Annotated in this window: 18 protein-coding genes; 16 read left to right on the forward strand and 2 right to left on the reverse strand. The window is 66.6% G+C overall.

The window, feature by feature from the left end; genetic code table 11:
- The coding region (locus C5E07_RS16760; RefSeq protein WP_146080632.1) for a hypothetical protein at positions 1–103 on the forward strand (103 nt) is incomplete at its 5' end.
- Between the two features lie 130 nt (positions 104–233).
- On the opposite strand, the gene C5E07_RS16765 is transcribed toward C5E07_RS16760, so the two are convergent.
- Positions 234–1,025, reverse strand: coding sequence for a FadR/GntR family transcriptional regulator (locus tag C5E07_RS16765; RefSeq protein ID WP_146080633.1), 792 nt, complete (start codon positions 1,023–1,025; stop codon positions 234–236).
- Between the two features lie 77 nt (positions 1,026–1,102).
- Between C5E07_RS16765 and uidA (C5E07_RS16770) the strand changes: the two genes are divergently transcribed.
- The 8 genes from uidA (C5E07_RS16770) (at position 1,103) to C5E07_RS16805 (ending at position 12,510) form a co-directional block, all read left to right on the forward strand.
- On the forward strand, positions 1,103–2,899 hold the full coding sequence (gene uidA / locus C5E07_RS16770; protein ID WP_104300899.1) for a beta-glucuronidase: 1,797 nt from the start codon (positions 1,103–1,105) through the stop codon (positions 2,897–2,899).
- An 82-nt stretch (positions 2,900–2,981) separates the two neighbouring features.
- On the forward strand, positions 2,982–4,373 hold the full coding sequence (gene uxaC / locus C5E07_RS16775; RefSeq protein ID WP_258064019.1) for a glucuronate isomerase: 1,392 nt from the start codon (positions 2,982–2,984) through the stop codon (positions 4,371–4,373).
- A complete protein-coding gene (locus tag C5E07_RS16780) occupies positions 4,370–5,734 on the forward strand; it encodes a mannitol dehydrogenase family protein (RefSeq protein ID WP_104300901.1) in 1,365 nt (454 codons plus the stop codon). Before uxaC ends, C5E07_RS16780 begins: the two co-directional genes overlap by 4 nt.
- A 117-nt stretch (positions 5,735–5,851) precedes the next feature.
- Complete coding sequence (locus tag C5E07_RS16785) at positions 5,852–7,402, forward strand: ABC transporter substrate-binding protein (RefSeq protein ID WP_104300903.1); 1,551 nt, start codon at positions 5,852–5,854, stop codon at positions 7,400–7,402.
- A 53-nt stretch (positions 7,403–7,455) separates the two neighbouring features.
- Positions 7,456–8,397: an ABC transporter permease gene (locus C5E07_RS16790; protein WP_104300905.1), complete on the forward strand. Its 942-nt coding sequence runs from the start codon at positions 7,456–7,458 to the stop codon at positions 8,395–8,397.
- Positions 8,394–10,223 carry a dipeptide/oligopeptide/nickel ABC transporter permease/ATP-binding protein gene (locus tag C5E07_RS16795; protein WP_258064016.1) on the forward strand — a complete coding sequence of 610 codons (1,830 nt, stop codon included), beginning with the start codon at positions 8,394–8,396 and terminating at the stop codon, positions 10,221–10,223. The genes C5E07_RS16790 and C5E07_RS16795 overlap by 4 nt, the downstream gene beginning before the upstream one ends.
- Positions 10,220–11,050, forward strand: a complete 831-nt coding sequence (locus C5E07_RS16800; RefSeq protein ID WP_104300907.1) for an ATP-binding cassette domain-containing protein — start codon at positions 10,220–10,222, stop codon at positions 11,048–11,050. The genes C5E07_RS16795 and C5E07_RS16800 overlap by 4 nt, the downstream gene beginning before the upstream one ends.
- On the forward strand, positions 11,047–12,510 hold the full coding sequence (locus C5E07_RS16805) for a glycoside hydrolase family 43 protein (RefSeq protein WP_104300909.1): 1,464 nt from the start codon (positions 11,047–11,049) through the stop codon (positions 12,508–12,510). The genes C5E07_RS16800 and C5E07_RS16805 overlap by 4 nt, the downstream gene beginning before the upstream one ends.
- On the opposite strand, the gene C5E07_RS16810 is transcribed toward C5E07_RS16805, so the two are convergent.
- Positions 12,486–13,106, reverse strand: a complete 621-nt coding sequence (locus C5E07_RS16810) for a TetR/AcrR family transcriptional regulator (RefSeq protein ID WP_104300911.1) — start codon at positions 13,104–13,106, stop codon at positions 12,486–12,488. The two genes, C5E07_RS16805 and C5E07_RS16810, sit on opposite strands and share 25 nt — an antisense overlap.
- Positions 13,107–13,204: 98 nt before the next feature.
- On the opposite strand from C5E07_RS16810, the gene C5E07_RS16815 reads away from it, so the two are divergent.
- From C5E07_RS16815 to C5E07_RS16845, 7 genes are all read left to right on the forward strand, one after another.
- Positions 13,205–14,431, forward strand: coding sequence for a glycoside hydrolase family 1 protein (locus C5E07_RS16815; protein ID WP_104300913.1), 1,227 nt, complete (start codon positions 13,205–13,207; stop codon positions 14,429–14,431).
- Positions 14,432–14,445: 14 nt separating this feature from the next.
- The gene (locus C5E07_RS16820) at positions 14,446–15,717 is read left to right on the forward strand and encodes an MFS transporter (RefSeq protein WP_104300915.1); all 1,272 of its coding nucleotides are present in this window, start codon (positions 14,446–14,448) and stop codon (positions 15,715–15,717) included.
- 86 nt (positions 15,718–15,803) lie between these two features.
- Positions 15,804–17,597 carry a beta-glucuronidase gene (uidA, locus tag C5E07_RS16825; RefSeq protein ID WP_104300917.1) on the forward strand — a complete coding sequence of 598 codons (1,794 nt, stop codon included), beginning with the start codon at positions 15,804–15,806 and terminating at the stop codon, positions 17,595–17,597.
- 32 nt (positions 17,598–17,629) lie between these two features.
- Positions 17,630–18,868, forward strand: coding sequence for a D-mannonate dehydratase ManD (manD, locus tag C5E07_RS16830; RefSeq protein WP_104300919.1), 1,239 nt, complete (start codon positions 17,630–17,632; stop codon positions 18,866–18,868).
- Positions 18,858–19,394 (forward strand): gluconokinase, encoded by a 537-nt coding sequence (locus tag C5E07_RS16835; RefSeq protein WP_104300922.1) that lies wholly within the window; start codon positions 18,858–18,860, stop codon positions 19,392–19,394. The genes manD and C5E07_RS16835 overlap by 11 nt, the downstream gene beginning before the upstream one ends.
- Complete coding sequence (locus C5E07_RS16840) at positions 19,384–20,478, forward strand: LacI family DNA-binding transcriptional regulator (RefSeq protein ID WP_104300924.1); 1,095 nt, start codon at positions 19,384–19,386, stop codon at positions 20,476–20,478. Before C5E07_RS16835 ends, C5E07_RS16840 begins: the two co-directional genes overlap by 11 nt.
- Positions 20,475–21,479, forward strand: coding sequence for a Gfo/Idh/MocA family protein (locus C5E07_RS16845; protein ID WP_146080634.1), 1,005 nt, complete (start codon positions 20,475–20,477; stop codon positions 21,477–21,479). The genes C5E07_RS16840 and C5E07_RS16845 overlap by 4 nt, the downstream gene beginning before the upstream one ends.
- Positions 21,480–21,714 lie beyond the last annotated feature (235 nt).

A 21,714-nucleotide genomic window follows, 5' to 3' on the forward strand; every position in this document is an offset into this window, starting at 1 on the left:
GGGGCAGCGCGACTTCTTCGGCGCCCACACCTACAAGCGCGTCGACCGCGACGGCGTCTTCCACACCGACTGGTCCGGCGACCGCACCGAGCACAACGCATGATGCGCCGTAGGAGCATGTCTAGCCCTGGCAGCGTGTGGACGTGGAACTGAGAGCGTGTTCGGCGGTGGGGTGCAGCAGGTGCTTCGTTGACCGTCAACGTGAGTGCCTGAGTTCCAAGCTTCGGACTGGTCTAGGGGCGGTTCGGCTGTGTCGTCAGGTCACCAAGAGCGCTGTACGCCAAGACGTCTCCGTCAGCGATGGACTGAGCGAGCTGCAGATGCGCGCCTAACTTTGTACCAGTGCCTGAGGGGACAGCAAGGCACGCTGTTGAACAAGCGAGATGGGGGAGGGTTGAGGCGATCGATCTGAAGAGCGGGTTCCTCGTGGAGGAGAGAATCATGCCGTGCAGAGTCACGCATGTCGCGTCGATCGAAGTACTCTCCGAGCGCGCCGACTCGAATCTTGCGGCGGCCTCAACCAACTCGATGCGTTGCCTGATCGAAGCCTGCTGAGCCGCCAGGGCGCACGCTGCTGGTGCAATCGCCGCATGCAACTGCTGAAGGGCGAGCATCTCAGCTCGACGTGCCTGTCCGGCCATGTGCCACGAGATCACCTGGGGGTGGAGGGCATTCCAAGCGGAGACAGGGAGGACGGTGAGGCCTACTCTGCGGCGCGCTTCGAGGAGCTGCATCGACTCGAGCACGACTGTTGCGTCCCTCGCCGCGGTCCGCGAGACCGCGTACTTCTCTTGGATCTGCCGCAGGGTCATGACAGAACCAGGCTGCAGTTCTCCGTTCACAATACTTGCCCCGAGCGTATCGAGAACGCGCATCTCATCCTCCGTCTGCATGGCGGTCGGCGGCAGCTGCGCACCGCGGTGCGGATGCACACCCCGGTTCGGTGTGTGGTCGTTGAAAAGCAGTTTCCCACTGGCTACAAATTTCGGCAACCGGTTGCACGAGTTGCTGAATCCGTGCTTCACTACTCGGAGTCGACACGGAGATTCATCACGAGTCGGAGTCGACACGGAGCTTTATCAGGAGAAGGAGAGGGTTCTCAATGCTGAGACCACAATCGTCCGCGACACGAGAGGCCATCAGCCTCGATGGCTTGTGGAAGTTCGCACTCGACGATGGAGAGGGCGGACAGTGGGCCGACTCGCTCGATACTGATCTCGAGGCGCCCGTTCCCGCTAGCTACAACGACGTATTTGCTGACCCTGAGATCCGCGACCATGTGGGCTGGGTCTGGTACCAGCGGACGGTCCGGGTTCCACGCGGGTGGTCAGGGCAGAGCATCCGCCTACGTTTCGAATCAGCTACGCACGAGGCCCGTGTCTATGTGGGTGGCACCATGGTCGCGGAGCACGTCGGGGGGTACACGCCGTTCGAAGCCGACGTGACCACGCTCGCAGTGCCCGGCGAAGTGATTCGCATCACCGTCGGCGTAAACAATGAACTCAGCAAGACGACTATCCCGCCAGGGTCTGTTGTCACGACAGAGGATGGGCGTCGGTCGCAGAAGTACCTGCACGACTTCTTCAATTACGCCGGACTCGCTCGCTCTGTCTCGCTGTTCAGCGTGCCGACTGTCGCGATCGAGGACATCACAGTCGTCACTGACGTCGACGGCACCACGGGGAGCGTTCGCTACCGTGTCGATGGTCCGCACGATGCGCAGGTCGAGGTCGCCGTGCGCGATGAGCATGGGCACGAAGTCGCCACAGCTCGCGGAGTCTCGGGAACACTCTCCATTCCAGAGGTGAACCTCTGGCAGCCAGGTAACGCCTACTTGTATGAGTTCGCTGCTCGGATCGTCGACAACCAGGAGGTGATCGACGAATACGTGCTTCCTGTGGGGATCCGAACGGTGGAGGTGCGGGGGTCCGAGTTCCTCATCAACGGTGAGCCCTTCTACTTCCGTGGATTCGGCAAGCACGAGGACAGCCCGGTGCGGGGCAAGGGCCATGACCTGGCCTACATGGTCCACGACTTCCGCCTCATGGAATGGGCTGGCGCCAACTCGTTCCGCACCGCCCACTATCCGTACGCCGAAGAAGTGCTGGACTACGCCGATCGACATGGGATCGTCGTCATCGACGAGACCGCGGCGGTCGGCCTCAACCTCGCTATCGGCGCAGGCATGAGCACGGGCGCGAAGGAGACCACGTTCGGTCCGGGGAACTTCCACGATGAGATCCGTGAAGTGCACGCGCAGGCGATCCGGGAACTCATTGCACGAGACAAGAACCACCCGAGCGTGGTCATGTGGTGCATCGCCAACGAACCTGCGTCGTTCGAAGCGGGCGCGCTCGAGTACTTCCAGCCACTCGTGGAGCTGACCCGCGAACTCGACTCGACGAGGCCCGTAACCTACGCCAACCTCGTCTTCGCCTCCTACGACACGGACAGGATCGCGCACCTCTTCGATGTCATCTGCCTGAATCGCTACTACGGCTGGTACGCCGACGCCGGCGATCTGCGCAGCGCGGAAGCACATCTCGAGACGGAGCTGCAAGGGTGGCAGGGTCTCGGCAAGCCGCTGGTGATGACCGAGTACGGCGCAGACACGCTCTCGGGCACGCACTCGGTCTTCGCACAGCCGTGGACAGAGGAGTTCCAGGTCGATCTCCTCGCGATGTACCACCGGGTCTTCGATCGCATCCCAGCGCTCGTGGGCGAGCAGGTGTGGAATTTCGCCGACTTCCAGACGGTCAGCGGCGCCTTCCGCGTCGACGGCAACAAGAAGGGCATCTTCACTCGTGACCGGCGACCGAAGTCGTCTGCGCATGCGCTGCGTTCGCGCTGGCTCGCCCATCGCGACGCTGAACTCGGCGGGGGCCAGAATGTCCGTTGAGGTATCGCGTCAGGCCTCGGCGCAGGGCGACTCGCCTCTGACGACAGCGCCCGCGGCAACATCCAGCGCCGGAAGCACGACCATCGCTCCAAGGGCCGATCGCGATCGGCTCTTCCCGGCTGATCCCGCTACACGGAGCATCGCTCGCGATCTCTACGATCGCATCGCGAGCGCGCCCATCATCTCTCCACACGGTCACGTGCCAGCGCGATGGCTGGCCGAAGATCGTCGCTTCGTGGACCCGACGGAACTGCTCGTCACGCATGACCACTACGTGACGCGGCTCCTGCACGCGTCCGGCGTGGACCTAGGAGCACTGGGGGTCGGGGGCGGCGATGTCGACTCTCGAGCGGCCTGGCGACTCTTCGCCGAGCATTGGGACAAATTCGCTGGAACAGCGACGGGGTACTGGATTCGTGAAGAGCTGATCGAAGTCCTCGGAATCGGGGTCGAGCTGGGCCCAGAGACAGCAGACCTCATCTTCGACGAGATTCGCTCCAAGCTCGAGACGCCTGAGTTCAAGCCTCGGGCGCTGTTCGAGCGGTTCGGCATCGAGGTGCTGGCGACGACCGACGATCCGCTCGATGATCTGCGTGATCACGCGGCGATCGCGCGCAGCGGACTGTCTGGCCGGGTCCTGCCCACGTTCAGGCCGGACCGCTACCTGGACCCGGACAGCGAGGGCTTCCCGGAAGACGTCGAGCGTCTGCTCGAGACGACGGGGGAGCCACGGTCCTTCAGCGGCTACCTCGATGCGCTGCGCGCTCGACGCGAGCATTTCATCCGTCACGGCGCCGTCTCCACCGATCACGGAGTCGAAGATCCCCACACCGTCGACCTCTCGGATCATGACGCCGAGCTGCTCTTCCAGCTCGTCGTCTCGGGTACCGCGGACGAGACGCAACGTCGGGACTTCCGCGGACACATGCTCTTGCGCATGGCGCAGCTGAGCGTCGAGGACGGTCTCGTGATGACGGTCCACGCGGGCGTCGTCCGCAACCACAGCACGCAGACGCACAGGCTCTTCGGTGCGGACACCGGCCACGACATCCCCCGCCAGACCGATTTCGTTCGAGGGCTCCGACCGCTCCTGGAGCGATTCGGTCTCGAGAGATCGCTCCATCTCGTGCTCTTCGCCGTCGACGAGACCGTCTACTCGCGGGAGCTCGCACCGATGGCAGGTTTCTATCCGAGCGTCTTCGTCGGTGCTCCCTGGTGGTTCCTCGACGCACCGGACGCCATGTTGCGCTTCCGGTCCGCGGTCACCGAGACCGCAGGGTTCTCGCGAGGCTCTGGCTTCATCGATGACACGCGCGCCTTCCTCTCCATCCCGGCACGACACGACACGGCGAGACGCGCCGATGCCGCGTTCCTCGCGCGGCTCGTCAGCGAGCAGCGCATCACCGCCAGCACAGCGGGCCGCATCATCGACGATCTCGTCGGCCCACAACCAAGAAGGGTGTTCAAGCTATGACCGCCGCAGCCCAGCCGGTGCAGAGCCTCGTCCGTTCGGAGCCAGCACCGCCCATCCGCATCGTCCATCTCGGGCTGGGAGCCTTCAGCCGCTCGCACACCGCCTGGTACACCGCGCAGGCGGCGGATTCGAGTGAGTGGGGCATCAGCGCGTACACCGGTCGGAGTCGCGAGCTCGCGGATGCGCTCGAGGAGCAGGACGGACTCTTCACGCTGGTCGAACGTCGAGCCGAGGGAGACACGGCTTCGCTCGTGACGAGCATCGTGCGCGCACGACCGGGTGGCGACCTCGACAGCCTGATCGCCGACATCGCGCGCCAGGAAACGGCGATCGTCACCCTCACGATCACGGAGCAGGGGTACCGTGTCCGGCCGGACGGCCGGCTCGACACCTCCGCTGCCGACGTCGCGGCCGACCTCGCCGCGTTGCGATCGGGGGACGAGATCGCTCCCCTGTCGACCGCGATTGGCCGACTGGTCGCTGGCCTCGAGGAGCGACGTCGATCTGCTGGCGGGCCGCTCGCCCTGATCTCGTGCGACAACGTCCCCGACAACGGGGCCGTCCTCCGTGGCGCGGTCATCGAGATGGCGAGGGTCGTTCCCGGTCTCGAGGACTGGTGCACCGAGCACGTCTCCTTCGTCTCCACCTCGATTGATCGCATCACTCCTCGCGTGGAGCCTCAGGAGCTCGAGCGACTTCGCGCGGAATACGGTGACCGGGCACCGGTCGTCGCCGAGCCCTTCCGCGACTGGGTCCTGGAAGGCGAGTTCCCGGCCGGGCGTCCGCAGTGGGAATCGGCCGGGGCGCGATTCACCGACGAGCTCGGACCGTGGGAGTCGAGGAAGCTCTGGATGCTCAACGGAGCCCACACCCTGCTCGCCTCACTCGGTCAGCTCCGCGGACATCGTTCCGTCGCGCAGGCCATCGGCGACACCGTGTGCAGGCGCGCAGTCGAGCAGCTGTGGGACGAGGCGGCCCACCACCTGCCGGCGGAGCTCGACGTCGTCGACTACCGCCGGGCACTGCTCGAGCGTTTCGAGAATCCGCGTATCGAGCATCGCCTCGCGCAGATCGCGGCGGATTCTGCGACCAAGCTGCGGCTCCGCGTCGTCCCCGTGGCGGAGCTCGAGCGGGAGGCCCAGAGGTCGGCGTCCGGATGCGCGGCCGCTGTGGCGGCGTGGGTTGCGGCCTCCGCGCGGGGGCTCGTTCCGGGTCTGCCTGGCGGTGAGGCGGGGGCTCAGGTCGCTGAGCTGGTTGCCGCGTTGAGCGAGCGCCTGGCTGCAGACGCGGAGTTTGTCGACGAGGTTGCGAGCAAGGCAATCGCGTATGAACGCGGCTTCACGATTGGTTCGAAAAACTAACTGGCAATCGGTTGTCAAAAGTCGACACGAGTGCTTTACTGAACGCAACGTCGTCGCCGCTCTCCACAAAGCGGCGGCGGCATGTGTGACCTGGATTCTTACAAAGGAGTTTGAATTATGCCCATCAATCCCCCCAAAAACCGGCGATTCCGGTGGCAGGCGGCCTTGGCGACGGGCGTCGTCGCGTCGCTCGCGCTCGTCGGGTGCGCCGGAGGTGACGCGGCGGAAACCGGTGGCCCGATCGAGCACGAGCTCAAGGTCTCCGCGGTCTCCCCTCCGAACTCCCTCGATCCGTCGCAGCTCGTGGACGGTCAGCAGATGTTCGTGTGGAGTGCGCTCTTCGACACACTCCTCAAGCGCGACCCGATGAGCGGCGAACTGCAGCCGAACGCAGCGGAGTCCTGGGAGTACAACGAGGACGGCACCCAGCTGACCCTGAAGCTGCGCGACGATCTGACCTTCAGCTCCGGCGACCCCGTCACCGCCGAGGCCGTAGCGGCCACGATGCTCCGCTCGAAGGAGACGCCGGGCCAGGTGCAGCCCCGCTTCAAGCTCGTCACCGACGTCACTGCGGTCGACGACACGACCGTGCAGGTCTCCTTCGAATCCTTCGACCCGCAGTTCGTCGAGAACCTCGCGCAGGGGCCAGGGGCCATCGGCGACCCGGCCACGATGGACGAAGAGCGCACCGCCACCGACCCCGTCGGCTCCGGCCCGTTCGTTCTCGACACCGCTCAGACGGTGCCCGGCAGCAGCTACGTGCTCACCAAGCGCGACGACTACTGGGACGCGGACAGCATTCCCTACTCCTCGATCACCGTCCGGGTCCTCCAGGACCCGACTGCCGCATTCAACGCGCTGCAGTCTGGCGAGATCAACGCGACGACCGTGCAGTCTCAGCTCCTCGGCCAGCTCGACGCCTCGCAGTACACGACGACCACGATCGATGCGGTGGCAGTGGCCTACCTCAATGTCCTCGACCGGGCCGGCGAGCAGTGGCCCGCGCTCGGCGACCCCCGAGTGCGGCAGGCCATCAGCATGGCCATCGACCGGCAGGGCGTGCTCGACGGGATCTATCAGGGCACCGGCCGGGTGACCGAGCAGATGTTCAGTCCCTATAGCGACGTGTACGACGAGGGCCTCGACGACACCTACGCCTACGACCCGGAAGCGGGCAAGAAGCTCGTCGAAGAGGCTGGCTTCGCCGGTGAGAAGTTCCAGATCCCAAGCACCTTCCTCACCACAAGCATTGAGCCCGTGTTGTCGCAGGCCTTCACCGACATCGGACTCGAGATCGAGTGGGTGACGGTGCCACCGCAGCAGGCGCAGTCCGCAGTCTCCTCCGGCCAGTACGGCCTCTCGTACCAGATCCTGGGCTTCAGCTCGGTCCCCTCCGATGCGGCCACGAACTTCTCGGCGTCAGGCTTCGGCAACCCGCGCGGTTTCACGGACCCGAAGATCGATGAGCTGTTCGCGAAGATCAACAGCACCATCGACTTCAAGGAGGCGGTGCCCACCTACAAGGAGCTCAACGCCTACACCGTCGAGCAGGCCTTCCAGATCCCCATCGTCTTCACAGGCTCCAACTGGGTGACCACGGACGGCATCGTGTTCGAAGCCGAGGCGAACACGCTGTCCACCTGGCGCCTGTTCAAGATCGCCGAGTAACGCGCCGCGGGGCGGTGGGTCCACCCACCGCCCCGCAAGCCCAGGAGGCACCAATGACCACGTACATCCTTCGGCGACTCGGCACCGGCATCATCCTTGCGCTGCTCGTCACGTTCATCACCTTCATGCTGCTCAGCACCTCCTTCGAGGACGTGGCCCGCACCATCCTCGGCCCCTCCGCGACAGACGAGACCGTCGCGGCGCTCATGGAGACCCGCGGATGGGACCGGCCAGCGATCGTCCAGTACGGTGACTGGCTGCTGCACGCGCTGCAGGGAGACTTCGGGCAGTCCGTCTACACCAGCCTGCCCGTGCTGCCATCAGTGCTGCAGCGCCTCGCCGTCACGCTGGCGCTCATCGTGCCGGCACTCGCGCTGACCGTCCTCCTCTCCACCGTGCTCGGCGTCTGGGCTGCCTCCCGCGGGGGCTTCGTCGATCGCTTCGCGCAGGGCATCTCGCTCGTCGGCTACCTCATCCCCGCCCTGCTGCTCGCCATTGGGCTCGTCGTGATCTTCGCGGTCCAGCTCAAGTGGCTCCCCGCCACGGGCTACACGCCACCGACCGAAGACCTCGGCGGCTGGGTCCGCAGCATCACCATCCCCGTCATCGTGCTCACGATCGGCGGCGTCGCCAACATGGCGGCGCAGGTCCGCGGCCGCATGATCGACGAGCTGCGCCGAGACTACGTCCGCACTCTGCGGACTCGAGGAATCTCCTCGAAGTCGATCGTGCTCAAGCACGCGCTCCGAGGCGCAGGCGGACCCGCGCTGACGGTCATGTCGCTCGAGTTCATCCAGATGTTCGGAGGCGCCCTCATCATCGAGAACGTCTTCGCGCTGCCCGGCTACGGCAGCTTCGCCTTCAACGCCTCACTGCAAGGCGACATCCCCGTCATCCTCGGGGTCGCCGCCTGGAGCGTCATCCTCGTCACCGTCGTCAACCTCGCCACCGACCTCGCCAACGGCTGGCTCAACCCGAGAGCGAGAGTCAATTGAGTCTCGAACAACCTCCGAAGACCGAAGCGGTCTCCGTCCCATCGACCGAGACCATCGCCACCGTCGAGAATGCCGCAGACGTCGCCAGAACGTCGATCTGGCGGCGCCTGCTCAAGGACCCGCAGGCAGTCGTCACCGCATCCATCCTCGTCATCATCTTCGCGCTCGGCGTGCTCACGCCCCTGCTGACTCAGCACGGCCCGAACGATGCCGACCTGAGCATGGTCAACGCACCTGTGGGCACGCCCGGCTACCCGCTCGGCGGCGATGAGGCAGGCAGGGACATCTGGACGCGCCTGCTGCACTCGGTGAACACCGCAGGCATCTCCGCGCTCATCGGCACGAGCATGGCGCTCCTGGTCGGCGTCGTCGCCGGTCTGGTCGGCGGCTACTTCGGCCGGAGACTGCAGGGAGCCACGGAATGGCTCTTCAGCCTCATCATGACCTTCCCCGGCGTGCTCCTGCTCATCATCCTCATGCCGGTCACCGGCGGCGACTATCGGGTCACGATGCTCATCTTCGGTGTGCTCCTCGCTCCCGGCGTCTACCGCATCGTGCGCAACCTCGTGCTCGGCGTCAAGAACGAGCTGTACGTCGACGCGGCCCGTGTCTCAGGGCTCGGCAACTTCCGCATCCTCAGCCGCCACGTCCTCTTCGTCATCAGGGGGCCCATCATCATCGCGGGCGCGTTCATGGCGGGGTCTGCGATCGCCGTGCAGTCGGGCCTCGCGTTCCTCGGCGTCGGGTCTGTGCAGATCCCGAGCTTTGGTGCGATGATCGCCTCGGGATTCCGCAACCTGTACATCGAGCCGACGCAGTTCCTCTGGCCGAGCCTCACGCTCGGCGTGATCACCGCCTGCCTCGTCCTGCTCGGCAACGCCCTCCGTGACACCCTCGAGGGGTCGAAGCCGAAGCCGGTCAAGATGGGCAAGGGGCAGCGGGTCATCGAGGACCTTCCAGAGGAGGAGCCCGTCGACGGCGAACGTGCCGTCCTGCTGCGCATCCGGGACCTCATGGTCGCCTACCCGAGTCCCAGCGGCGAGCTCAACGTCGTCGTCGACAGCCTCTCCCTGAACGTCCGCCGCGGCGAGATCATGGGCCTCGTCGGAGAGTCCGGCTCCGGCAAGTCGCAGACCGCGTTCGCAACGCTCGGCGTGCTCCCTCCCGAGGCCGTCATCGTCGGCGGGTCCATCAGGTTCGACGGACGCGAGCTCATCGGACTCACGGATCGCGAGATGCGTGCCGTCCGCGGCACCGAGATCGCCTACATCCCGCAGGAGCCCATGTCGAACCTCGACCCGAACTTCCGAGTCGGCGCGCAGCTCGTGGAGGGTGTGCGGGCGGCGATCGGAGGTTCGAAGGCGGAGGCGCGCCGCACCATCCTGGAGCTCCTCCAGCGGTGCGGGATCGCCGACCCGCAGCGCACCTTCGACTCGTACCCGTTCGAGATCTCGGGCGGCATGGCACAGCGCGCGCTCATCGCAGCTGCGATCGCGAGCCGCCCCAAGCTGCTCATCGCCGACGAGCCGACCACCGCACTCGATGTCACCGTGCAGGCCGAGATCCTCGACCTGCTGCGAGACCTCCAGGAAGAACTCGACATGGCCGTGCTGCTCGTGACCCACAACTTCGGCGTCGTCGCCGACGTCTGCGACAAGATCACGGTCATGCAGAGCGGCGTGGTCCTGGAGACGGGGTCTGCCGTCGACATCTTCCAGCGACCCGAACACGAATACACCAAGATGCTGCTCGGAGCGATCCTCGACGAGGAGACCGTTCGAGCAGACCCGCCGGTGGCGGCTGCAGGAGAAAGGCACGCACGATGACGCTGCTCGATGTTCGCGACCTGAAGGTCGCCTTCCCCGGTCGCGGTTGGCGGGCCAAGCCCGTCGAGATCCTTCATGGTGTCTCGTTGCAGGTCGGACGCGGAGAGTGTCTCGGGCTCGTGGGTGAATCCGGCTCGGGGAAGACGACCATCGGACGCGCCGTGCTCGGGCTCGTCCAGCCCTCCGGCGGTGAGATCGACTTCGATGGCAAGCGGATCGACCACCTGCCCGTCCGCGCAAGGCGTGCGCTGTCGAAGGACATCCAGGTGGTGTTTCAGGACCCGTACACCTCGCTGAACCCATCGATGACGATCGGCGACATCCTGGCCGAGCCACTCGTCGTCGAGGGCGCGACCGCCAAGGATGCCCGATCGAGGGTCAGAGTGCTCCTCGACCAGGTGGGGCTTCCCTCGAACGCGATCGAGCGTCTCCCGAGGGAGTTCTCCGGTGGGCAGCGCCAACGGGTCGCCATCGCCCGCGCTCTCGCTCCCGAGCCGAAGCTGATCGTCTGCGACGAGCCCGTCTCGGCGCTCGACCTCTCGACGCAGGAGCGTGTCCTCGACCTGTTCATCGAGATCCAGCGGGCGACGGGAGTCGCCTATCTCTTCGTCTCCCACGACCTCTCCGTCGTGCGGCACATCAGCCATCGTGTCGCGGTGCTGTATCGGGGCGATCTCGTCGAGACCGGTCCTGCAGCGAAGGTCACCAAGGATCCAGACCACGCGTACACGAAGAAGCTGCTTCTCGCGGCCCCCGTCGCCGACCCGATCGCCCAGCGCGCGCGGCGTGAGGAGCGGCACCGACTCGCTGAGGCGGCCGCAGCATGAGCGGCGCGCCCATCCTCGCCGGCTTCTACCCGGACCCCACCATCTGCCGGGCTGGCGATCGGTACTACCTCGCCAACTCGTCCTTCGAGTACTTCCCGGGTGTTCCGATCTTCGAGAGCACCGACCTGCGCACCTGGACCCAGGTCGGCAACGCGCTCACCACGAGCGAGCAGCTCGACGTCCGGCCGGGGATCGACGGGGCGAGCGGAGGGATCTACGCGCCGACGCTCCGATTCCACGAGGGCCGATTCTGGTTGATCACGACGAGCATCCACAGCGTCGCTGAGGGGCACCTCCTGTACACGGCCCTCGATCCGGCGGGTCCCTGGAGCGCGCCCGTTCGCATCCCTGGTGCGATCGGCATCGATCCCGACATCGCCTGGGATGACGACGGCGTCTGCCACCTGACGTGGAGCGACGTCATACGAGGCGGGATCTCGCAGATGCCGATCGACCCGCACACTGGCGAGTCGCTCGGTGAGGTGGTCGCTCTCTGGAATGGCACCGGTGGCTCGAACATCGAGGGGCCTCACATCATCCGACGTGGTCCCTGGTGGTACCTGCTCGCGGCGGAAGGGGGGACCGGGCATGGCCACATGGTGACCATCGCGCGAGCGGCCTCCATCGACGGCCCCTACGTGGCGAATCCGGCCAACCCGATCCTGACGCATCGGAGTACCAGCAATCCCGTCCAGTCCACCGGGCACGCCGACCTCGTGGAGCTCGTCGACGGCAGCTGGGCGATGGTGCACCTGGGGACTCGGCCGCTCGGCTCCTTCCCCCGCTGGCATGTGCTCGGCCGGGAGACGTTCCTGGTCGGCGTCGATTGGGTGGATGGCTGGCCGGTCGTCGACGAAGCCCGCTTCGAGGCGCCCGCGGGCCAGCACGGATTCACCGACGAGTTCCGCGAAGACGACCTCGCCCCCCGCTGGGTCGCGCCCGGGGTGGATCCCACCGGTTTCGCCAAGCCGAGCGCCAGCGGTCTGCGCCTTGCGCGGGCTGCTGAGGGCGCCCCGGAGGCCCCTGCTCTCCTCGCCTGTCGAGTTCAGGATCACGCCTGGGCGGTCGACGTCGTCGCCGATGGCGACCTGGCGCTCAGCGTGCGCATCGACGAGCTCCACCGCGTGGCAGTGCGACGACTCCACGGCCGCCTCGAGGTTCACATGGTCGTGGGGCAGGTCGAGCAGGTGCTGCACTCCACACCGCTGCCGGCTGGGGACCTTGCGCTGTCGATCCGGGTGGCGCCGCAGCACCGCGTCTCCGCATCCCGGATCGGACCGGACACCATCAGCCTCGGGTGGTCGTCCGCCGGCCTCTACCAGGAGCTCGCAGCAGTGGACGGGCGCTACCTCTCCACTGAGGTCGCCGGCGGTTTCACGGGTCGCGTGGTCGGCGTCGAAGCTCTCGGCGACGGCGTCATAGTCCGACGGTTCAGCTACTCGCCACAATCGGCGTCCTGAGCGAGCTCGGGCACGAGCATCGAGAGCACGCCGCGGACGAGCTTCTCGGTGTCGATCTCACCCTGGGCGAACAGCCACTGCGTCTGGAGGCCATCGATGGTCGCGATGGTGACGGCCGCCATCTCCGCTGGGGTGAGCGGCCCAGAGGTTCGCCCCTGCTCGTGGAGGCTCGTGAACAGGCGGGTCATGAACGAGCGAATATTCGTGAATCGCTCGGCGAAGTGCTGGTGGGCAGGATGGGTGGTGCTCGTCGCCTCACCGACGAGCACGGCCGTGAGCTGGATGAGCCCCGGCTCCGTCTTGCGGTCGAGGAGTATCGTGCTGAGCTCGCGGAGCACCTGCACCGGGTCGGCGTCAGCCGCGAAGGTGCGGTGCGCGCGCAGGAACGCTGCGCGCCGCTGGTCTTCGAGATCGAGGACCGCCGTGAGGAGCTGCTCCTTGCGCGGGAAGTGGTGCAGGAGGCCGGTGTAGCTGACCTCGGCGTCGCGGGCGATCTGGGCCATGGACGTGCCGTGGAACCCGGACTCCCTGAACACGCGGGCGCAGGCGTCGACGATCCCAGCGCGGATGCGCGCGCTTTTTGCATACTCGGCCATGGCATCCCCCAAAGTCGTAGATGGTCACTAGTTTATGCTACGGTCGTGCAACCGGTTGTCAAAGCCGTGGTCACAGATCGAAGAAACGAGGATGTCCGATGACGAACTTCCCAGCTGGATTCCTGTGGGGCGCTGCGACCGCCCCCCATCAGATCGAAGGCAACAACGTAAACAGCGACTGGTGGGTGCGTGAGCAGCAGATGCCCGGCATGGAGCTCTCTGGCGACGCGTGCGACAGCTACCACCGGTATCGCGAGGACATGCAGCTCCTCGCTGATGCCGGGCTCACCTCGTACCGGTTCGGGCTCGAGTGGGCTCGCATCGAGCCGCTGCCCGGTCGGTTCTCGAAGGCGGAGCTCGCGCACTACCGCCGCATGATCGACACCTGTCGGGAACTCGGCCTCGAGCCCGTCATTACGCTCCAGCACTTCACGACCCCGAACTGGTTCGCCGAACAGGGGGGATGGTCGTCACCGGATGCGCTCGAGCTCTTCACCCGCTTCGTCCGAGAGGCGTGCGGCATACTCCACGACGTCCAGTGGGTCGCGACCATGAACGAGCCCAACATGCAGGCGGCGATCATGACCGCCATGCAGCGCATGAGCCAGCAGCAGGACGCGACCTGGCAGAGCCCGACCGTCGACACCGAGCAGTCGGACGAAGACCGCAAGCGCTCATCCCGCAACTTCCTCGCAAACGCGGACCCCGCCATCGGTCGCAGGTTCGTTGAGATCCATCATGCTGCACGCGACATCGTCCGAGAGCTGACGAACGCCAAGGTCGGCTGGACCATCGCGGCTGGCGCCCTCGTCGCCCAGCCCGGTGGCGAGGAGCGGATGCTCGAAATCCGGTACGGCAAGGAAGACGTCTTCTGGGAGGGCAGCCGCGGTGACGACTGGGTCGGCGTGCAGGCCTACTCGAGCCAGGAGGTCGACGCCGACGGCCTCGTCCCGCATCCTGACCGCCCGGACAACACCCTCGTCGGGACGGCGTACCGCCCTGATGCCCTCGAGATGGCTGTGCGTCACGCGTGGGATGTCACCCAGGGGGTCCCGGTGCTCGTGACCGAGAACGGCATCGCCACCTCCGACGACGAACAGCGCATCCGCTACACGGACGAGGCGCTCCAGGGCCTGCAGCGCGCGATGCACGACGGTATCGACGTACGCGGGTACCTGCACTGGTCACTGCTCGACAACTTCGAGTGGGGTCACTGGGAGCCGACCTTCGGTCTCGTCGCGGTGGACCGGGAGACCTTCGAGCGCACGCCGAAGCCGAGCCTCGCCTGGCTCGGAGCTGTCGCAGCCCGCAACGAACTCGGCTGACCGGCGTCCTCGTCGTGGTCGATGTCACGCAGGAGGACGGGATCGCGATTCATCGCGACCCCGTCCCCTGGTGGGCGATCGTGCTCGTCGTCGCTGCGACCTTCGGTGCGGGCATGGCGATGCTGGTGCCCATGACGTACACGCTCGCGGTTCGGCTCGACCAGCTCGCCCCGGGGCAGGTGGGTGCGCTCGGCGTCGTCCTGGGAGTCGGCTCTGCCACGACGCTGGTCGTCGCCCCGCTCTCGGGCATCCTGAGCGACCGCACCCGGACGCGCTTCGGACGGCGCAGGCCATTCACGGTCGTAGGTCTCGCCCTCGGGCTGCTCTCGGTCGCGATCATGATCGCAGCGCCGAACGTCGGAGTGCTCACCCTCGGCTGGGTGGTCGCGGCTGCGGGCTGGGGGACGGCGACCGGCTCCATCGGCAACTGGCAGGCCGACCGGCTTCCGGTCAAGCAGCGCGGCTCTGTGTCCGGTGCCACCGGGTTGGCCATGCAGGTCTCGCCGGTCGTGGGGATGCTGGTCGTCGCTCCGCTCAGCGGACGAACGGACCTCGCGTTCCTGGTGCCCGCGGGTGTGGCACTCGTTTTGGTCGGCCTCTTCGTCGTCTTCGCACCGGAGCAGGACACTCGCGGGATGACGCTGGAGGAGGAGCGCCTCACCGTGCGGATGGTGCTGCGCAGCTTCCTCTTCAGCCCCCGCGCGGCACCGGACTTCGCCTGGGCCTGGCTCGGCAGGTTCGTGTTCTTCCTGGGGCTGACGGCGACGACGAGCTTCACGGTGTACTTCATCGCGCAGCGTCTCGACCTGGCGGTGGCAGACGTGGTCGGAGTCATGGCGCTCGTCTCGGTGTTGAGCATGATCACGGCCACGTTCGGGTCGCTGGGCGGTGGCTGGCTGAGCGACCGCCTGGCCCGTCGCCGACCGTTCGTCTTCCTGGGCTCGCTCCTCTTGGGCGCAGGGAGTCTCGTGCTCGCCTTCGCCGGCGACTTCACCTCGATACTGGCCGGCATGCTCATCAGCTCGCTCGGCATCGCGTTGTTCTCGACCGCGGGTCAGGCCCTCGTGCTTGACGTCCTGCCGGACCGGGATTCGCAGGCTGGCCGGTACATGGCCATCACGCTCTTCGCCCAGAAGATCCCCGGAGTCCTCGCCCCATTGCTCGCGCCGCTGCTCCTGCTCGTCGGAGGCGGGGAGGAGAACTTCACGGTGCTCTACGGGGTGTCGGCACTGCTGGCGGTTGCTGGCGGCGCCATCATCGCCACTCGGGTCACGGGTGTGCGCTAGACCAGAAAGGCAACCGATTGCCAACTTTCCAGATTTCTGATTGACTCGACCTACACCACATCGCAACGAAGCGCAGAGAGGCCCACATGCTGAAGCCAAAGCCCACACCCACCCGCGAGCTCGTCAACCTCGACGGCGTCTGGAAGTTCGGCATCGACACGCGACTCGGCGACGAGCCATGGTCGGGTCCGCTGCAGACGCCACTCGAGGCGGCCGTTCCCGCGTCGTACAACGACCTCTTCACCGACCCTGAGATCCGCGACCACGTCGGCTGGGTCTACTACCAGCGCGAGGTACGGGTGCCCCGCGGATGGGCGAACGAGCGGGTCCTGTTGCGCTTCGACGCTGCAACGCACGCCGCACGCGTCTACGTGGGTGACCAGCTCGTGGGCAAGCACGTGGGTGGATACACGCCCTTCGATATCGACATCACCGACCTGGCGCCCGCCGGCTCCGCCTTCCGGCTGACCGTGGCCGTCAGCGGCGACCTCACGAACGAGACCATCCCACCTGGCAAGATCGAGGTGGGGTTCGACGGGAAGCGCAAGCAGACGTACTTCCACGACTTCTACAACTACGCGGGCCTCGCGCGCTCGGTGTCGCTGCACAGCGTGCCCGTCCGCAGCATCAGCGACGTCACGGTGCGCACGACGTTCGAGGACAAGGTCGGTGCCGTCGACTACCGGGTGGACGCAGCCGACGGACTCGAGGTGCGTGTGCGACTCGCGGACGCATCCGGAGCAGTGGTGGCTACAGCCGACGGCGCAACTGGCGTGCTGTCTGTGGAGGATGTGACGCTCTGGCAGCCGGGCGCCGCCTACCTCTACGAGCTCACCGTCGAGGCGCTCGACGGCGGCGAGATCGTCGACAGCTACCCGGTCCCCGTCGGCGTGCGCACGGTCGAGGTGCGCGGGGCCCAGTTCCTCGTCAACGGAGAGCCGTTCTACTTCACCGGCTTCGGCAAGCACGAGGACACGACGGTGCGGGGCAAGGGGCACGACAACGCCTACCTCGTGCATGACTTCCAGCTCCTCGAGTGGACCGGCGCGAACTCGTTCCGCACGTCTCACTACCCGTACGCCGAGGAAGTCCTCGAGTTCGCCGACCGCCACGGCATCCTCGTGATCGACGAGACGGCCGCCGTTGGCCTGAACATGGGCGTCGTCGGCGGCATGACGGGAACGCCCCCGTTCCCGACGTTCTCCGAGCAGTACGCGAACGAGCGGACCCAGGCGGCGCACGAGCAACACCTGCGAGAGCTCATCACCCGCGACAAGAACCACCCCTCGGTGGTCATGTGGTCGATCGCGAACGAGCCAGCCTCGAACGAGGACGGCGCTCGCGAGTACTTCGAGCCGCTCGTGAACCTCGTCCGAGAGATGGACCCGACACGTCCCATCACCTACTCGCTCGTCATGTTCGCGACGTTCAACAACGACCAGATCATCGACCTCTTCGACGTGGTCAGCATCAACCGGTACTACGGCTGGTACGTGACAGCGGGGGACCTCGCCAGCGCGGAGCTCATGCTCGAGGGCGACCTCAGAGGTTGGATCGAGCGCACCGGCAAGCCGATCATGATGTCCGAGTACGGCGCGGACACGCAGGAGGGTCTCCACTCCGTCTGGGATCAGGTGTGGACGGAGGAGTACCAGGCTTCGTTCCTCGCGATGTACCACCGGGTCTTCGACCGCCTCCCGGAGTTCGTCGGCGAGCAGGTCTGGAACTTCGCGGACTTCGCGACCACCAACGGACTCCACCGCGTGGGCGGCAACCGCAAGGGAGTCTTCACCCGAGACCGCAAGCCGAAGGCAGCCGCCCACGAGCTCCGCCGACGCTGGCGGGGCCTCGACGGACGCAAGCCCAGCAGCGACGACTGAGCCGCGACAACCGCGACGGAACAGGAAGCATCATGATCATCGAGAAGGCAGAAGTCATCGTCACGAGTCCCGACCGGAACTTCGTGACGCTGAAGCTCACGACGGACGACGGGCTCACGGGCATCGGCGACGCGACCCTCAACGGCCGAGAGCTGGCCGTGGTCGCCTACCTCAGCGAGCACGTCGTGCCGCTGCTGCTCGGCAGCGACGCGCACCGCATCGAGGACACCTGGCAGTTCCTTTACCGGAGCGCGTACTGGCGGCGCGGTCCGGTGACGATGGCCGCCATCGCCGCCGTCGACATGGCGCTGTGGGACATCAAGGGCAAGGCCGCGGGCATGCCCGTCTACCAGCTCCTCGGCGGCGCCTCGCGCACGGGACTCCTCGCCTACGGGCACGCGTCCGGCAAGACGACCGACGAGGTGTTCGACTCCATTCGCTCGCATCAGGAGCAGGGATACCGGGCGATCAGAGTGCAGACAGGAGTTCCTGGCCTCAAATCCATCTACGGGATCGCCTCGAACGCCACCTACGAGAGCAACAAGGGCGTGCGCTACGACCACGAACCGGCGCAGCGCGGCGCGCTCCCCAACCAGGAGGACTGGGACACCCGCAGCTACCTGCGCCACGTCCCGACCGTCTTCGAGGCGGTCCGCAACGAGTTCGGCCCCGAGCTGCCGCTGCTGCACGACGCCCACCACCGGCTCACCCCCATCCAGGCGGCGAGCCTCGGCAAGTCGCTCGAGCCGTACGACCTCTTCTGGCTCGAGGACGTGACGCCGGCGGAGAACCAGGAGGCGCTGCGCCTCGTGCGGCAGCACACGACCACGCCACTGGCCATCGGCGAGATCTTCAACACCGTCTGGGACTACCAGACGGTCATCCGCGAGCAGCTCATCGACTACGTGCGCAGCGCGGTCACGCACACGGGCGGCATCACGCACCTCAAGAAGGTCCTCGACTACGCCTCCCAGTACCAGATCAAGTCGGGCATGCACGGTCCGACCGACATCTCGCCGGTCGGCATGGCCGCCGCGATGCATCTCGGCCTGTCCATCCACAACTTCGGCATCCAGGAGTACATGAAGCACGGCGCGAAGACCGACCAGGTCTTCAAGCAGAGCTTCACGTGGGAGAACGGCATGCTCCACCCCGGCGACGCTCCCGGGCTGGGCGTCGAACTCGACGTGGACGAGGCCGGCAAGTACCCCTACGTGCAGGCGTATCTCCCCTTCAATCGGCTGCATGACGGAACCGTCCATGACTGGTGATTCCCCTCTGGCTGGCGGCGGGGGGCCGCGCATCGTCGTGATGGGCGTCTCCGCTGCTGGGAAGAGCTCCGTCGCGTCGGGGCTGGCCGCGAGGCTCGGCACTCGGTGGGTGGATGCGGATGACCTGCATCCAGCTGCGAACATCGAGAAGATGGCCGAGGGGATTCCGCTCGAAGACGAAGACCGTTGGCCGTGGCTGGACGACGTGGCAGCGAGGATCGAGGCGGAGGGTCGGGCAGGTGGCATAGTTGTCGCATGCTCGGCGCTCCGCCGGGTCTACCGCGATCGCATGCGCGCGCGGGCAGCCGGTCTGGTCTTCGTGCACCTGGTCGGCAGCCGGGAGCTCCTCGCGAGGCGTGCGGTCTTGAGAGAAGGGCACTTCATGCCAGCGAGCCTGCTCGATACGCAGCTGAACACCTTGGAGCCCCTCGACTCGGACGAGACGGGGTTCGCGCTCGACGTGAGCGGCACCGTCCAGGAGATCGTCGACGAGGCAGCCGAGCGAGTCGCCCAGCATGCCAGCTGAGCTGAGGAGTGCCCTCGACGCGGAGGATGCGCTGCCGGACGAGCTGCCACCTGAGCTCGTCGCGAGGCTGCAGAAGCGGGGCGGGATCGCGACCATCTACGACATCGCCGAGCTGGCGGGGGTGAACCCGTCGACCGTCTCGAGAGCGCTCAGCAAGCCGGGACGCATCAGCGCAAAGACGGAGAAACGCATCCGCGCCGCGGCGGAGCGACTCGAGTTCCGATTCAACCCCATGGCTCGTGCCCTGCCGACAGGGCGAACGCATACGCTGGCGCTTGTCGTCGCGGACATCACGAACCCCATGTTCTTCGGCATCGTGCGCGGGGCCGAGCAGGCGGCTTCGGCTGCTGGCTACACGCTCATCATCACCGAGTCCCAGGAGTCGGGGGCGAACGAGGCCGAGGCCATCTCCCGCGTGCTGCCGAGCGTTGACGGGCTCGTGCTGGCGACCACCCGCCTCGACGACGAGCGGATCTCCGAGATCGCTGTGCGCAAGCCCCTCGTCGCCATCAACCGTGATATCGACGGCGTCGCGAGCGTGCTGCCCGAGATCGAGGCAGGTGTCACCGACCTCCTCGAGCATCTCGTGGGTCGCGGCCACCGCACGATCACGTACCTCTCCGGCCCGGAGAACTCCTGGATCAGCCGCCGCAGGTGGGAGATCCTCCTCGATGTCGCGGAACGACTCGACGTCGGGCTGGTCGAGATCGGGCCGAATGCCCCGACGATCGAGGGCGGCCGTGCCGCCTGGCGTCGCGTGATCGCAGCGCGCCCGACCGCGGTCATCGCCTTCAACGACCTGATGGCGATCGGCGTCATCCAATCCGCTGCTGCAGTAGGCGTCAGTGTGCCGGACTGCCTCAGCGTGGCTGGCTTCGATGACATCTTCGGCAGCGAGCTCATCGTCCCGGCGCTCACGACGGTTCGCGCCCAGCTGGTGCTCGCGGGGCAGCTCGCGGTCGAGAAGGTCCTCAGGCAGATCGACGACGAGGGTGATGCGGATGCTGACGAACCCCTCGCCACGAAGCTCATCGTTCGGGAGAGCACGGCAGAAGCTCGGCCCGGTCCGTGGTCCGCGGCATGAGCGGCTCGGGTCCGCGCTGGGCGGTCATCGGCACGGGCGACATCTCCCGGCGGGTCATCGCCGACCTGCGCGCAGCGTCGACCGGCTCGATCTCGGCTGTTTGGGGGCGATCCGAGGAGCGTGCTGGGGCGTTCGCCACCGAGTTCGGGATCGAGTCGTGGACAACCGATCTTGCTGAGCTGCTCGGGCGCGTCGACGTCGACGTCGTCTACATCGCTACTCCGTCGGGGACACACCGCGACATCGCCGTGCGTGCGTTGAATGCCGGCAAGCACGTGCTTGTCGAGAAGCCGATCGCCATGTCGGCCGCGGAGGCGCAGGAGATCTTCGACGTCGCTGCGGCGGCCGGTCTGTTCGCGATGGAGGCGATGTGGATGAAGTTCAATCCGCTGCACGCGGAGATCGAGCGACGCGTGGCTGCGGGGCTGCTCGGCGATCTGAGCGCCGTCAGGGCGAGCTTCGGCACTCCTTTCCATGCACGTGGCGGGCGCACCAGTCCCGCCCAGGCTGGAAGTGCCCTGCGGGATCGCGGCATTTACACCGTAACCCTCGCGCACTGGCTGCTGGGCGAGGGAGATGTCGTCTACGCAGAGGGGACGCTGCTTGACGGTGTCGACGTCCGTGGTTCGGCCGTGCTGCGCTTCGGGGCGAGCTCTCACGCTCAGCTGGCATGGTCGGGCACGGAGTTCCTGGACCTGTCGGCGGCGGTGAGCGGAGATCGGGGGTGGGTCGAGTTCGAGGCGATGTTCTGGGCCGGCACGAGGGCCCGAATCCACGCGGGTTCTGCCGAGCGGATCTTCGTGACGCCCGAGGTCGTGGACTTCCCGCGCGTGGGAAACGGCTACCAGCCCATGCTCCGCGAGGTGGAGAGCATGATCTCGGACGGCGCAGTGGTGCATCCCCGGCATGGGCCGGAGGCCACCGTGCAGGTCACGCGCACCATGGATGCCATCGAGCGCAGACTCCGAGCGCAGGCTGTCGACCTGGCGGCTACCGTCTAGCTGCCCCGCCGGCTCACGGTGGTGCCCGCGTTCTCACGCGAACGAAGCTGAGAACGCCGTGACAACCGATTGCCAAAAGTTCAGCAAAGTGTTTTGATTGGTCCATCATGCAACGGCGCATCCGAGAATGATCCCCCGGAACGCCGGACCTCACACCCGCGGTTTTCCTGCTGGGACCGAAGGTACAACCGATTGACAGAACTGTCGTCGAACGGGGTTCAAGCCCCACTCGCTT

This window comes from Pseudoclavibacter sp. RFBJ3, from assembly GCF_002931375.1.
Taxonomy (GTDB): Bacteria; Actinomycetota; Actinomycetes; order Actinomycetales; family Microbacteriaceae; genus Pseudoclavibacter.

Excerpts from the sequence above, each read along its gene's own strand:
- uidA (WP_104300899.1), top strand. The coding sequence starts at position 1,103 with ATGCTGAGACCACAATCGTCCGCGACACGAGAGGCCATCAGCCTCGAT.
- C5E07_RS16780 (WP_104300901.1), top strand. The coding sequence starts at position 4,370 with ATGACCGCCGCAGCCCAGCCGGTGCAGAGCCTCGTCCGTTCGGAGCCA.
- C5E07_RS16785 (WP_104300903.1), top strand. The coding sequence starts at position 5,852 with ATGCCCATCAATCCCCCCAAAAACCGGCGATTCCGGTGGCAGGCGGCC.
- C5E07_RS16790 (WP_104300905.1), top strand. The coding sequence starts at position 7,456 with ATGACCACGTACATCCTTCGGCGACTCGGCACCGGCATCATCCTTGCG.
- C5E07_RS16800 (WP_104300907.1), top strand. The coding sequence starts at position 10,220 with ATGACGCTGCTCGATGTTCGCGACCTGAAGGTCGCCTTCCCCGGTCGC.
- C5E07_RS16805 (WP_104300909.1), top strand. The coding sequence starts at position 11,047 with ATGAGCGGCGCGCCCATCCTCGCCGGCTTCTACCCGGACCCCACCATC.
- C5E07_RS16810 (WP_104300911.1), bottom strand. The coding sequence starts at position 13,106 with ATGGCCGAGTATGCAAAAAGCGCGCGCATCCGCGCTGGGATCGTCGAC.
- C5E07_RS16815 (WP_104300913.1), top strand. The coding sequence starts at position 13,205 with ATGACGAACTTCCCAGCTGGATTCCTGTGGGGCGCTGCGACCGCCCCC.
- uidA (WP_104300917.1), top strand. The coding sequence starts at position 15,804 with ATGCTGAAGCCAAAGCCCACACCCACCCGCGAGCTCGTCAACCTCGAC.
- manD (WP_104300919.1), top strand. The coding sequence starts at position 17,630 with ATGATCATCGAGAAGGCAGAAGTCATCGTCACGAGTCCCGACCGGAAC.
- C5E07_RS16835 (WP_104300922.1), top strand. The coding sequence starts at position 18,858 with ATGACTGGTGATTCCCCTCTGGCTGGCGGCGGGGGGCCGCGCATCGTC.
- C5E07_RS16840 (WP_104300924.1), top strand. The coding sequence starts at position 19,384 with ATGCCAGCTGAGCTGAGGAGTGCCCTCGACGCGGAGGATGCGCTGCCG.
- C5E07_RS16845 (WP_146080634.1), top strand. The coding sequence starts at position 20,475 with ATGAGCGGCTCGGGTCCGCGCTGGGCGGTCATCGGCACGGGCGACATC.